Source organism: Amycolatopsis sp. La24 (assembly GCF_029087445.1).
Taxonomy (GTDB): Bacteria; Actinomycetota; Actinomycetes; order Mycobacteriales; family Pseudonocardiaceae; genus Amycolatopsis; species Amycolatopsis nivea.
This window is the reverse complement of the sequence record NZ_JARACH010000058.1, coordinates 1-13466: the sequence shown is the minus strand read 5'-3', so window position 1 is coordinate 13466 and position 13466 is coordinate 1. Positions and strand designations below refer to the sequence as shown.

Here is a 13466-nt window from a genome sequence, read left to right as displayed (position 1 = left end):
ACCAATTAGAGTTATCACGTGTTTTCATATGCAGACAAAAGCCGCCCCGAAACGCATTCCGGGGCGGCTTTAGCGTCAGCAATCAGTAACGATAGTGCTCAGACTTGAACGGACCCTCGACATCCACGTCGATGTATTCCGCCTGTTCCTTCGACAGCTTCGTCAGCTCTCCGCCCAGCGCTTCCAGGTGGATCCGCGCGACCTTTTCGTCCAGTTTCTTCGGAAGCCGGTAGACCTCCTTGTCGTACTCCTCCGTCTTCGTGAAGAGTTCGACCTGCGCGATGACCTGGTTGGCGAAGCTGTTCGACATCACGAAGCTCGGGTGCCCGGTCGCGTTGCCCAGGTTCAGCAGCCGGCCCTCGGACAGCACCAGGATGCTCTTGCCGTCCGGGAACACCCATTCGTCGACCTGCGGCTTGATGTTCACGCGCCGCACGCCCGGGTAGCGGGCGAGGCCCGCCATGTCGAGTTCGTTGTCGAAGTGGCCGATGTTGCCGACGATCGCCTGGTGCTTCATCCGCGCCATGTGCTCGACCATCACCACGTTTTTGTTGCCCGTGGTGGTGACGTAGATGTCACCCTCGTCCAGCACCGTTTCCAGGCGCTTGACCTCGTAGCCGTCCATCATCGCCTGCAGTGCGCAGATCGGGTCGATCTCGGTGATGATCACGCGGGCGCCCTGGCCGCGCAGCGATTCCGCCGCGCCCTTGCCGACGTCGCCGTAACCGCAGACCACCGCGACCTTGCCGCCGATCAGGACGTCGGTGCCGCGGTTGATGCCGTCGATCAGCGAGTGGCGGATGCCGTAGCGGTTGTCGAACTTCGACTTCGTCACCGAGTCGTTGACGTTGATCGCCGGGAACAGCAGTTCGCCCGCGGCCGCCAGCTGGTACAGCCGCAGCACGCCGGTGGTGGTCTCTTCGGTCACGCCCTTGACGCTCTGCCCGATGGCGGTCCACTTGCCCTTGTCCGCCGCGACCGACGCGCGGAGCAGCTCCAGGAAGACCTTCCACTCCTCGGGGTCCTCGTCGTCGGCGGGCGGGACCACGCCTGCCTTCTCGTACTCGGTGCCCTTGTGGACCAGCATGGTGGCGTCGCCGCCGTCGTCGAGGATCATGTTCGGGCCTTCGCCCTCCCACGTGAGCATCCGCTCAGTGCACCACCAGTATTCCTCGAGCGTTTCGCCCTTCCACGCGAACACCGGGACGCCCTTGGGCTCCTCGGGCGTGCCGTGCGGTCCGACGACGACCGCGGCCGCGGCGTGATCCTGGGTGGAGAAAATGTTGCACGAGGCCCAGCGCACCTCCGCGCCGAGCGCCACCAGCGTCTCGATCAGCACCGCGGTCTGCACGGTCATGTGCAGCGACCCGGCGATTCGCGCCCCGCGCAGCGGGTAGACCTCAGCGTATTCGCGACGCAGCGCCATCAGGCCGGGCATCTCGTGCTCGGCGAGCCGGATCTCCTTCCGGCCGAACTCCGCGGCCTCGAGATCGGCGACGGCGAATTCGAGGCCGCCCCGGGTGTCGTGCCGCTTGACAACGCTTTCGGGGGTCATAGTGCGGTTCCTCCAAGGTTTGATGGCACCTGAACAGTACCGTTGTCGGCTCGACCCTGACTCGAACGGATGAGGAGAGAACCACCGTGCCCGCCCCGCTCCCCGGCCCTGACACCCGCATCGTCGAAATGAGGGTGTCCGGACTCGTGGGCACGAGCGGCGAGACGCTCCTCGACACGGTCCAGACCGTCGACGTCGCCGGCGACGAACTCGGCCGCGTGGTACGCCCGGCCGACCGGCTGCGGCGCCCGGCTCCCGGTCCGGTGGTGCCCGCGCTCGGCCGGTCGATCCCGCGCACCGTCGAAGGCTACCTGTGGAGCGGCATGACGTCCGGCGGCGTCGCGAAGGCCGCCTGGGCGCTGCTGTTCCCGTTCTCGCTGGCGAACGTCGCGTTCTGGATGCTGCCGCCGGTCCACCGCGGCCGCTGGCTCGGCGGCCTGTGCCGCGGCCTGCTGCGGATCGCCGCGGTGCTGCTCACCATGCTGCTGGTCAGCCAGGTCGCGGCGGCGGTGCTGGACCTGGTCGCGACGCAATGCCTGGCGCCCGGCCGCGCCTGCCTCACCTGGGTGACCCCCGAACTGCGCAAGGGATCGCTGCGGATCGGCGTCGGGGTCGCCGTGCTCCTCGCGCTGGTCTACGCCCTGCACCGGATCTCGTCGACGAACTGGCGAGTCCGCCCGCCCGATCCTCCCGTCCGCCGGGGCGTCCCGATGCGGTTGCGCGCCGATCCGGAAGCGCCCGGAATGTCCGCGACGCACGCGGTCGCCGCACTCGCCTGCATCTCCTTGCTTCTGCTGGGCGGACCCTTCCACGTGCCCACGAAAATCCCGCAGTTGATCGCGTGGATCTGCACGCTCGCCCTGGTCCTCGCGGTTTTGCTCGGCGGCGCGATCGGCAGCGACACCGGCACCATCGCGCGCCGAAGCTTGATCACCTTCGCGACGCTGCTGGTCATCTTCGCCACGGTGCTGGCCGCCCCCGTCGACAACCGGTTGCCCGGCGTCGACAACACCGTCGAAGGACTCGGCGGCGCTCTGCTCGTCGTCACCCTGCTGTTCGCACTCGCGCTGATCCCGTCCGCGCTGCTGGCCCGCTCCGCCTGGCGCGACCGCCCACGCCGGCTCCGCCCGTGGCTCGGCGGCTGGGCAGCGGCCCCGGTACTCGCACTCGCCGGCCTCCTCGGCGGCGGTTTCGGCGCCGGACTGGCGATCGCCATCCGAAAACTTCTCCGCGCGGAGAAACTGGCCCTGCCCACGATGTACGACCTGGTCACCGTCCTGTGGGGCGGCGGTCTGGGCCTGATGGCCCTGCTCGCCATCGCCGGGTACGCCATCGCCGTCCCGCTGCGCCGCCGCCGACGCGGCATCCCGCCCATCGTCGAGCTGATGGAACACGACGAACAGCAAGAACAAGACGCCGCCCGAGCCTGGGCCCGCTCGGCTTGGGAACGCCGCCACCTGCACCACCTGGCCGTGATCGTCGCGCTGGGCCTCTGCGTCGGCGCGATCGCACTGCTGGTCGTGCGGTTCGGCTTCAACCTGCAGCCAGGCTGGTTCACCACCGTGTCGGCGATCGGCGTATTCGCCCTAGGCGCGCTGGCCGCCGGTCTGCTGCGAGTGGTCTACTCCGCCGCTCGCTCCCCTCAACGGAGCCGCCACCTGGGCGCCCTGGCGGACCTGGTCTCGTTCTGGCCGCGCGCCGCCCACCCCGGCGTACCCCCTTGCTACGCGCTGAAGGTCGTCCCCGAACTGGCGGCACGAGTCAAGGAACACCTCGCCGAGCCAGGCACGCGAGTCGTCCTGTCCGGCCTGAACCTGGGCAGCATCCTCACCGTGCTCACGGCAGCTCAACTCAGCGCCGAACTCCCCCCGAACGAACGCGACCGAGTCGGCCTCCTCACCGCAGGTTCCCCCTTGCAGTGGGGCTACCAGCGCGCCTTCCCCGCCGTCCTGCCGCAAGATTCGCTGGCCGACTTGTTCTCGTCGCTGGACGGCCGCTGGCGCGCATTGTGCCGAGGCACCGACATCTTCGGCGGCGGCGTGACGACCTGGCGCCACCAAACAAGCAACGGCCACCTGCTGGGCGAGGGCTACCTCCCGGACGGCAAATGGGGCGCCCTGGAAACCACCCCAGACGACGCAGGAGTCCTCATCCTCGGCGGCGACCATTGGGTCCCCGACCCCCTGCGAGCCCCCGACGGCCGCAGCCGATGGGCCCCCGGAGTCCTGAAACACACCGAGTACCTGGCCGACCCGGAGTGGGACAACGCTGTAGCGATGGCCGCAGGCCTAGGCCGCCCCAACGGCCGCGCCCGCACACTAGGCGAACAAGGCTCCCTCTTCGGCGACCTGCCCCGCCCCCGCTAGCCCCCCCGTTGTCCTGAGGCCACCCTCACAGCCGCTGATTCCCCCAGGGTTCCCCTCACGACCTTTTCGCGTACGTGAGGGTCACCCTGAGGGAACCTGATTCCCTGAGGGTTCCCCTCACGACCCGCTCACGACCCGAGCGAGTTCCGTGAGGGACCCCTTCACAGACCTGGATTCCCTCAAGGAGCCCTTCACGGCCCACCCCCGCCAGCCGCGGCCGCCGGGGTGCTGACCCCAATGCCACATTGGGGCGCTAGCCCCGCCACGAACGAAACCGCCCGCCGATGCACCCGCCATCGACGCACCCAGCCCCAAACCGCCGCCGATGCACCCGCTATCGACGCACCCAGCCCCAAACCGCAACCGATGCACCCACCCATCGAGGCACCCACACCACCCCCGCACCCCGATACGAAGCCAAAAATGCGGACGGCGGGTGTTTGTCAAGGCATCTTTCCCGCCTTGACAAACACCCGCCGTCCGTCATCACAATCAGCTTCGGGGTGCCCCGCCGCACCAACCGTGCGCAATGTCGCCGCCAGGCGACGAGCCGAAACCCCGAACCGAATCAGTTAGTCCCGCGCCGCCGAACCTTAAGCAGCACCAGCAACGCACCACCGCCAACAATCAACACCCCAGCAACCCAAAACAGCCAGGCATTGTCAAACCCGGTGTTAGCCAACCCGCCACCAGTCCCGTTCTGATTCCCAGCCGGAACCACAGCCGGAGCACTGGTCGTAGTAGCAGGAGCAGAAGTCACACCCCCCGGCACCGACGACGTAGTCGGCGCAGGCGTAGTGCTAGGCGCCTCCGAAGTAGGCTGCGACGGAGTAGTGGTCGGAGTCTCCGACACCGGCGGCTTGGTCGGCGTGGTCTTGGTCCCGCAGGCGAACCAGTGGCTGATCGTCGGCAGCTGGTCGCCGCGGTTGTACGGCGAGCGCAGCTTCTCCCACGGCGGCGTGGCCGACATGCCGCGCTGGCCCGGCACGTACACGTTGAACCCGGGGCCGCCCTTGACCACGATCGCGGTGACCGTGACGCCCTCGCCCACCGCGGTGACGTTCAGGTACTTGTCCTTCTGCGTGCCGCCGGTGACGGTGAGGTCGCCAGCGCCGAGCAGGTCGCCGGGCACCTTCGCCTGGGCGCAGGTGGTCGCGTTGCCCTCGACCGGCTTCGCCCGGCCGTCGTCCGTGGTGCAGGCGAGCGCCGAGGTCGCGGTGCCGAGCAGGGCGAGTCCGGCCACCGCGGCGACCGTGAAACCGGCACGCAGTCTAGTGCTGATGGGCATGGAGTTACTCCTCAGGGAAAATCCGAACGGGGGATAACACACGCGGAGAACTGCGACCCTCCGTAGGAACCCCGACCACTGTTCGTGCGAATTACCCGAGAGTGATTAACCCGTCAGAGGGAAGACGACGCGGAGGGTATCGCACGCTCAGCACGCCTTCCCTGGTGGGCCCGAGTAGCCACCCGAACCGAGATCCGCGAGTTGCGCATCCGTGACCGACCATGCGAAACGGCCCGCCGCCCACAGGGGGCGACGGGCCGCTCGTCAGCGAAAACAGGTCAGTCGGCGACCGGCGGCGCGGGTTCGGAAACCGCACCGCCCTGGTCGACACCCGACTGCCGCTTCCCCAGCAGCGAATGCCGGCGGCTGTAGGCGAAGTAGATCACGACGCCGATCACCATCCAGGCGACGAACCGCAGCCAGGTCAGCACGGTCAGGTTCAGCATCAGCCACAGGCAGGCCAGGATCGCCAGCGGCGCGATGACCCACACGCCCGGCACGCGGAACGCGCGCGGCAGGTCCGGGCGGCTCTTGCGCAGCACCAGCACGCCCGCCGACACGAGGATGAACGCGAACAGCGTGCCGACGTTGACCATTTCCTCGAGCTTGTCCGCCGGGAAGAACGTCGCGCCCGCCGCGACCAACGCACCGACCACCAGCGTCGCGCGCTTCGGCGTCCCGCGGTCGCTCGTCTTGGCCAGCGAACGCGGCATGAGGCCGTCGCGGGACATCGCGAAGATGATCCGCACCTGGCCGAGCATCAGGACCATGACGACGGTGGTCAGACCGGCCAGCGCGCCGACGGAGATGACGTTCGCGGCCCAGTCGACGCCGTTCGCGGAGAACGCGGTGGCGAGCGTCTTGTGGCTGCCGTCGCCCGCCGAGGTCGACAGGTCGGTGTAGGGCACCATGCCGACGACCACGAGCGACACCGCGACGTACAGGACGGTCACGATCGCCAGCGAGCCGAAAATGCCGCGCGGCACGGCCTTCTGCGGGTTGCGGGTCTCCTCCGCGGTGGTCGCGACGATGTCGAACCCGATGAACGCGAAGAACACGATCGACGCGCCGGCCAGCAGGCCGAAGATGCCGAACGAGCTGCTGCCGCCGCCGGCGAGGAGCGAGAACAGCGACTGGTCGACGCCGCTCGACCCGGATCCGGCGGGCTTGCCCTCGGGCACGAACGGCGTGTAGTTGCTGGACTTGATGTAGAAGAAGCCGAGGATGACCACGAACAGCACGACAGCGACCTTGATGCCGGTGATCACCATCGAGAATCGCGACGACAGCTTCGTGCCGAGCACCAGCAGCGTCACCAGCGCGACCACGACGATGAACGCGCCCCAGTCGATGCCGAAACCGCCGCCGAGATCGATCGACGTCTTGGTGCCCTTGCCGAAGATGTACTCCAGCACCGTCTGCAGGTACGACGACCAGCCCTTGGCGACCGCGGCGGCGCCGACGGCCAGCTCCAGGATCAGGTCCCAGCCGATGATCCACGCCATGAACTCGCCGAAGGTGGCGTAGGAGAACGTGTACGCGCTGCCCGCGACCGGGACGGTGGAAGCGAATTCGGCGTAGCACAACGCGGCGAGCGCACAGGCGATCGCCGCGATCACGAACGCGACGGACACCGAGGGACCGGCGAAGTCCCCTGCCGTGCGCGCGGTGAGCGTGAAGATGCCGGCGCCGATGACCACCGCGACGCCGAAGACCGTGAGGTCCCAGGCGCTCAGGTTCCTGCGGAGTTTTGTCTCCGGTTCATCGGTGTCCGAAATGGACTGCTCGATTGACTTAGTGCGCCACAACCCAGTGCCGGGCAACGTTGACCTCCTGCGGTGACCTTCGTGGGGACCGGGCGCCACCCTAGCCTGTCAGTTGGGCGCCAGCTGTCCGGACAGTCAGCGCGTCTCGCGGTCGAGGTCGGGCTCCAGGTAAATCAGCGTCGCGACGGGGACCTTCGCGCGCACGCGGGCCTCGGCGTCGTCGATCGCACCGGCGATAGCGGCGGTGTCGAGACCGGGCACGAGCGCGAGCTTCGCGGCGACGAGCAGTTCGTCCGGGCCGAGGTACTGGGTGCGGATGTGGATGACGCGCTCGACCTTGCCCGCGGCCAGTTCGTCCACAATGGTCGCGAGATCGGTTTCGGTCGCGCCCTCGCCGATCAGCAGGCTCTTCATCTCGATGATCAGGATGATCGCGATGACGCCGAGCAGCACGCCGATGAACACAGTGCCGATGCCGTCGAACATCGGATTGCCGGTCAGCACCGAAAGCCCGACGCCGAGCAACGCGAACACCAGACCGAGCAACGCGCCGGAGTCCTCCAGCAGCACGACCGGGAGTTCCGGCTCCTTGGCCTGGCGGATGAACCGCCACCAGCTCGCATTGCCCTTGATCTTGCGCGACTCGCCCATCGCGGTGTAGAAGCTGTAGCCCTCGAGGCAGATCGCGACGAGCAGGATGATCACCGCGACGACCGGCGTCTCCAGCGGCTGCGGCTCGATGATCTTGTGGATGCCCTCGTAGAGCGCGAACGCCGCGCCGAGCGTGAAGAGCATGAGCGCGACGATGAACGAGTAGAAGTACCGATCGCGGCCGAACCCGAACGGATGTTCCTTGGTGGCGCGCCGCTTCGAGGTCTTCTGCCCGAGCAGCAGCAACCCCTGGTTCGACGTGTCGGCCAGCGAGTGCACCGCCTCCGCCAGCATCGACGACGACCCGGTGACCAGGAACCCGACGAACTTGGCCACCGCGATCCCGGCGTTGGCGGCGAGCGCCGCGATGATCGCCTTGGTTCCCCCGCCAGCTGACACTTCCCGCTCCCTGCTCCGCGCCCGAATTGCCCGGTGGGAGCCTAGAGGAACCTCGGCGAAGGGAAGCGCTGGGCCTGACAATCAGCTGGTCGGATCACAGCTCGCAAGCCCCGGCGGTAGCCCGGAACAGCTGCGACCGCTCCCCGCCCAACGGGCGTACCCGCACCGCCGGATCCGCGGCGGGCAGCCAGACCGACTGTCCCCTCCGCAATTCCGCCTGTTCCCCGTCCGAGGCGAGCACCAGGAGGTCCCCTTCGGTGCACAGCAGGATCTGCGGACCGGCCGAATCGACCTCGATCTCGGTGTCCTCCCCGGCCGCCCATTCCATTCGGGACAGTTCGAATTCCGGGGCGTCCGTGTGGTACACCGCCATCCGCTGGCCGGCGCATTCTCCGTGCTGCACCGGCATTTCCCCGCACGCGAAGTCGACCACGCGCAGCAGCTCCGGCACGTCCACGTGCTTCGGGGTGAGGCCGCAGCGCAGGATGTTGTCCGAGTTCGCCAGGATCTCCACCGCGGTGCCGTGCAGGTACAGGTGCAGGTTGCCGGCAGGCAGGTAGATCGCCTCGCCCGCACGCAGGGTCAGGCGGTTGAGCAGCAGCGCGGCCAGCACGCCTGCGTCGCGCGGGTGGGTTTCGCCCAGTTCCAGGATCGTGCGGCATTCGGTCGCGAACTCGCCGTGGTCCTGGACGTGCCGGACGCACGCGTCGAGCACCTCGGGCAGCAATTCGTCCAGCGCGGACTGCGGCAGCGTGATCCAGGTGGTGAACAGCGCGCGCAGCCCGGCGGGGTCCGGCTGGGCTTCCAGCAGGCCGGTGTACTTGCCCAGCCCGGGCGTCTCGATCGCCTTCAGGAGCTTGACCGTGCGGTGCGGGTCGCGGAACCCGGCGAGCGCGTGGAACTCCGTCAGCGCGCAGACCAGCTCCGGCTTCGCCGTGGGGTCCGGGTAGTTCCGGTTCGCGGCGTCGCGCGGGATGCCCAGCTTCTCCTCGCGGGCGTGTCCCTCCGCGGCCTGCGCCGCCGACGGGTGCGCCTGCATCGACAGCGGTTCTTCCGCGGCGAGGATCTTCAGCAGGAACGGCAGCCGGTTGCCCCAGCGCCGCGCGCAGTCCTCGCCGAGCTGGCCGACCGGATCGGCGTCGACGAGTTCGAGCAGGCTCACCTCGGCGCCGTCCGGGCCGAGCACGTGCGACGGGTCCCCTGGGTGCGCTCCCATCCACAGCTCGGCCTCGGGGTGCGGCGCCGGCACCGGACGTCCCTGCAGCTGCGGGATGGCCGTTCGCGATCCCCAGGCGTAGGGCCGTACGGCGTTGCGCAACAGCTCCACTGTCAACTCCCAATCCTTCCCGTCGGCACTGGGCCGACGCACGCGGCGGCGGAACCGCCTGCCCGCGTTCCCCCCCTGCTCCCTCAGGCGGAGGCCGGTTCGTATCTCCCGGCCCCGCCGATGCTGCCCGCCGCCAGCCCCAGGTACACCGCGGCCAGCTCGAACCGCAGCGCCAGCACCGCGGCGCGGACGATCTCGTCCGCCTCGATCTCCTCGGCGGGCGCGATCAGGTCCGCGCCCGGCAGGAACTCCTCGGCCTGGTACCGGGCCGCCTCGGTGGCCGGACCGGTCCGCACCGACAGCAGCAGCACCCGGGTCGCGACTCCGCCGGGAGAGTCGTCCGGGTCGGCGAAAATGTCCCGCTCCGCCCCGCCGGACTGCGCGACCCGGCGCAACGCCGGGCGGGCCAGCGCCTGCCGGTAGTCCTCCACGTCGCACACCAGCGCGGCGTGCGCGGCGAACGCGTGCGCCGCGTGCTCGCCGACCGCCACCGCGACCGGGTCGAGCCCCCACAGCAGCGGCACCCGGTCCGCGACCCGCAGCGCGAGCGCCTTCGCCGGATTGGCGAACGACTCGCGTGCCAGGTAGTCCTTCTCCGCTTCGAGGTCGAGCTGGTCGGCGAGCGCCTGCACGTCCGCGACCAGCAGGCCGAGCGCGTTCGCGGTGAGCAGCCCGGCGGCCAGCCCGCGCGGGAACGCCAGCTCCGGCGGCACCGGCACGCGCGGCGCGAGCAGCACGCCCTTGCCCGCCACCGACGCCGCGACCGGCCCCTCCGCCGGCGCGGACAGCACCACCGACGCGCCGAACCGGGCAGCGCGCTCCAGCGAAGCGGCCAGCTCGCGGTCGCCCGCGTCGTCGGTGTGCGCGAACACCACGTCGAGCGCGCCGATCCAGGCCGGCACCGATTCGGCCACCACGACCGGCACCGGGCACGACGGCGTGAGCAACGCGGCCAGCAGCCGGGTGAGCGTGCGGCTCACCCCTGGCCGGTCGATGAGCACCAGCGAACGCGGACGCCCGACGTCCAGCCGTTCGCTCAGCTCCAGTTCGGCCGCCGCCTCGGCGGTGGCCCGCACCTGCGCGCCGGCCATCGCGGCGGCGCGCAGCAACCCCGCGCGGTCGGCATCGGCCAGCCGCGCGGAGTCGTCGAGCAGGGAATCGTCAAGCATGGTCAAGCACTGTCGCCGTGGTCAGCGGCCGAACCGGGCAGCGTCGCCTCGTCGAGCAGCAGCACCGGGATGCCGTCGCGGACCGGGTACACCCGGCCGCATTCGGTGCAGGTCAGCGCGTCGGCCTCGGCGTCGTCCGGCGTACCGGGACGCAGCGGGGCGTGATCCGGCGACGGGCACGCGAGGATCTCCAGCAGCTGTGCGTCAAGCGTGATGGCCATAGTTCCTCCATACCACGCGTCGTTGGGGTGTTGAGGGCGCCTTCCGGACACAATCCGGCGCCAGCCGGTCAGGCCCGGACAATGGCCAGCACCTCGGCGGTGAGCGCCTCGACCGCGGCCCGGTCGGCGGCCTCCACGTTGAGCCGCAGCAGCGGTTCGGTGTTGGAGGGGCGCAGGTTGAACCACGCGCCGCCGGGCAGCTGCACGGTGAGGCCGTCCAGCTCGTCGATCTGGACGCCGGACTTGCCCGCGTACGCGTCCTTCACCGCGAGCATCCGCGCGACCTGGTCGCTGACCGTCGAGTTGATCTCGCCGGACGCCGCGTAGCGCGAGAAGTCCTGGGTGAGCGCGGACAGCGGGCCGTTCTGCTCGCCGAGAGCGGCCAGCACGTGCAGCGCGGCCAGCATGCCGGTGTCGGCACGCCAGAAGTCGCGGAAGTAGTAGTGCGCGGAGTGCTCGCCGCCGAAAATCGCACCGGTGCGGGCCATCTCGGCCTTGATGAAGGAGTGCCCGACCCGCGTGCGCACCGGCTTGCCGCCGTGCTCGGACACGATCTCCGGCACGCCCTTCGACGTGATCAGGTTGTGGATGACCGTTCCGCCCGGCTCCTTGGCCAGCTCGCGCACCGCGACCAGCGCGGTGATCGCGCTCGGGGACACCGGCTCGCCGCGCTCGTCCACGACGAAGCAGCGGTCCGCGTCGCCGTCGAACGCCAGCCCGGCGTCCGCGCCGACCTCGCGCACCTTGGCCTGCAGGTCGACGATGTTGGCCGGGTCGAGCGGGTTGGCCTCGTGGTTCGGGAAGGTGCCGTCGAGCTCGAAGTACATCGGCACGACCTCGATCGGCAGCCCCTCGAAGACCGTCGGGACGGTGTGCCCGCCCATGCCGTTGCCCGCGTCGACCACGATCTTGAGCGGCCGCGAGCCGGAGAGGTCGACGAGGTTGCGCAGGTAGGCGGCGTAGTCGCTGAGGACGTCGCGCTCGGAGACGGTGCCGCGCTGGCCGTCGAAGGCGGGAACGCCCTGCTCGACGGTGTCGCGGATCTCCGCGAGGCCGGTGTCCTGCCCGACCGGCGAGGCTCCGGCGCGGCACATCTTGATGCCGTTGTACTTCGCGGGGTTGTGGCTGGCGGTGAACATCGCGCCGGGCAGGTTGAGCGAACCGGAGGCGAAGTAGAGCTGGTCGGTGCTGGCCAGGCCGATCGTCACCACGTCGAGGCCCTGGGAGGTCACCCCGTCGGCGAACGCCGCGGACAGTTCCGGCGACGAATCGCGCATGTCGTGGCCGATCACCACGGCCGGCGCCTCGGGTTTGATGAGCAGCGCGAACGCGGCCCCGAAGTCCCGGACGAGGGCGGCGTCGAGCTGTTCGCCGACCACGCCGCGAATGTCGTAGGCCTTCACGATGCCCGAAAGGTCTGGCACGCCTTCTCCCCGCCGCTAGTTCCGTGGCGACGCCACTCGCGCCGCGGGCGAAAGCCTACCGGTCGGGAGGATGGCTCAGGCGCGCCCCGGGAGGACGCGCAGATGGCCGCGCCTGCCGGAGGGCCCTTCGGGCTCGGGCTGCGCGGGCGGGACGTCGGAGCGACCGGCCTCGCGCACCGCCTCGGCCAGCGCGGTCAGCTCGTCGGCGGACTGCTCCGGAGCGGCGAAGGCCCCCTCGTGGCGGACGACTTCCCAGCCCTTCGGGACGGTCAGCCGCAGCGCGTGGGCCTCGCAGAGGTCGTAGGAGTGCGGTTCGGAAGCGGTGGCCAGCGGTCCGACGACCGCGGTCGAGTCCTGGTAGGCATACGTGAGCGTGGCGACAGCGGGTTCGAGGCAACCCGTTCGCGAACATTTCCGTACGCTCCGCACGATCCGAAACGATAGCGCGTCGCCGCAAGCGAGTACCGGCGACACGCGCGTTCCCCTGGCGACCGCATAGACTTGGCCGGTGGCGACGGCTCGTGACTACCGACAACGGCAGCGGCTGCGACGGGACCGGCACGGCCGGGGCCTGCGCGGAACGCTCTATCCGGCGACCCTGCCAGCGGCCGCGAGCCGCGCGGAACGCTTCGACGCGCTGGTGCTGGACGCCCTGGAGCCCATCGAGGCCCGCTGGCGACACGAGCTGACGAAACTGGACGTAGCGGTGGACGACGTCCCCGAAGTCCGGATGGACGGCCGAGCCCCCGCAGACGGGGTGCTGCACGACGGCGCAGTGCCACTGTCGAGGCTGGTCCCAGCCGGTGTCGACCGAGCAGGCCTGCCCACCCGCGCCCGCATCGTCCTGTACAGGCGTCCGCTGGAAGCACGCGCCAAAGACCCCTCAGAACTTGCGGACCTGGTCCACGACGTCCTGGTAGAGCAAGTCGCAGGCTACCTAGGCGTAGAACCAGACGTCATCGAAGGCGACTAACGCACCCTCGTCCGTGAGGGCCACCCTCATTGACTCTGATTCCCTCAGGGTTCCCCTCACGTACGGCGACGGTCCGTGAAGGGCTCCTTCACGGACTTAGATTCCTTCAACGAGCCCTTCACGGCCCGCCTGCCCCACTCGACCGCCCCGCGCCCGCCGGGATGCCGCCCCACCCCCACTAAGCCGCAGCCGGTGCACCCAACCATCGAGGCATCCAGCCCCTCCCCCGCACCCCGATACGAAGCCTCCCTGCGGTTCGGGGGTGCTTGTCAAGGCATCTTTCCCGCCTTGACAAGCACCCCCGAACCGTCAGCACAATCAAGCTTC

The 13466-nt window shown here is 69.6% G+C and carries 11 protein-coding genes; 2 read left to right on the top strand and 9 right to left on the bottom strand.

Annotated features, from left to right (window positions below):
• Positions 1-82 precede the first annotated feature (82 nt).
• Entirely contained in the window at positions 83-1555 is a 1473-nt protein-coding gene (gene ahcY / locus PUT80_RS36245) for an adenosylhomocysteinase (protein ID WP_037816606.1), read from the bottom strand.
• A 128-nt stretch (positions 1556-1683) separates the two neighbouring features.
• Between ahcY and PUT80_RS36240 the strand changes: the two genes are divergently transcribed.
• Complete coding sequence (locus tag PUT80_RS36240) at positions 1684-3921, top strand: hypothetical protein (protein ID WP_275294845.1); 2238 nt, start codon at positions 1684-1686, stop codon at positions 3919-3921.
• 568 nt (positions 3922-4489) lie between these two features.
• On the opposite strand, the gene PUT80_RS36235 is transcribed toward PUT80_RS36240, so the two are convergent.
• The 8 genes from PUT80_RS36235 to PUT80_RS36200 all read right to left on the bottom strand — a co-directional run bounded on the left by PUT80_RS36235 (position 4490) and on the right by PUT80_RS36200 (position 12595).
• Complete coding sequence (locus tag PUT80_RS36235; protein ID WP_275294828.1) at positions 4490-5209, bottom strand: LPXTG cell wall anchor domain-containing protein; 720 nt, start codon at positions 5207-5209, stop codon at positions 4490-4492.
• Positions 5210-5487: 278 nt separating this feature from the next.
• Complete coding sequence (locus tag PUT80_RS36230; protein WP_275294827.1) at positions 5488-7032, bottom strand: amino acid permease; 1545 nt, start codon at positions 7030-7032, stop codon at positions 5488-5490.
• 78 nt (positions 7033-7110) lie between these two features.
• A complete protein-coding gene (locus PUT80_RS36225; RefSeq protein ID WP_275294826.1) occupies positions 7111-8025 on the bottom strand; it encodes a cation diffusion facilitator family transporter in 915 nt (304 codons plus the stop codon).
• 94 nt (positions 8026-8119) lie between these two features.
• Positions 8120-9352, bottom strand: a complete 1233-nt coding sequence (manA, locus tag PUT80_RS36220) for a mannose-6-phosphate isomerase, class I (protein WP_037816612.1) — start codon at positions 9350-9352, stop codon at positions 8120-8122.
• Positions 9353-9435: 83 nt separating this feature from the next.
• Positions 9436-10521, bottom strand: coding sequence for a hypothetical protein (locus PUT80_RS36215; RefSeq protein WP_037816614.1), 1086 nt, complete (start codon positions 10519-10521; stop codon positions 9436-9438).
• Between the two features lie 2 nt (positions 10522-10523).
• The gene (locus tag PUT80_RS36210; protein WP_037816616.1) at positions 10524-10742 is read right to left on the bottom strand and encodes a Trm112 family protein; all 219 of its coding nucleotides are present in this window, start codon (positions 10740-10742) and stop codon (positions 10524-10526) included.
• 68 nt (positions 10743-10810) lie between these two features.
• The gene (locus PUT80_RS36205; RefSeq protein ID WP_037816618.1) at positions 10811-12166 is read right to left on the bottom strand and encodes a phosphomannomutase/phosphoglucomutase; all 1356 of its coding nucleotides are present in this window, start codon (positions 12164-12166) and stop codon (positions 10811-10813) included.
• A gap of 75 nt (positions 12167-12241) precedes the next feature.
• Positions 12242-12595 carry a DUF3499 domain-containing protein gene (locus PUT80_RS36200; protein ID WP_037718335.1) on the bottom strand — a complete coding sequence of 118 codons (354 nt, stop codon included), beginning with the start codon at positions 12593-12595 and terminating at the stop codon, positions 12242-12244.
• A gap of 79 nt (positions 12596-12674) precedes the next feature.
• Here PUT80_RS36200 and PUT80_RS36195 point away from each other — a divergent pair, with 79 nt between their 5' ends.
• On the top strand, positions 12675-13139 hold the full coding sequence (locus PUT80_RS36195; protein WP_037816621.1) for a metallopeptidase family protein: 465 nt from the start codon (positions 12675-12677) through the stop codon (positions 13137-13139).
• Positions 13140-13466 lie beyond the last annotated feature (327 nt).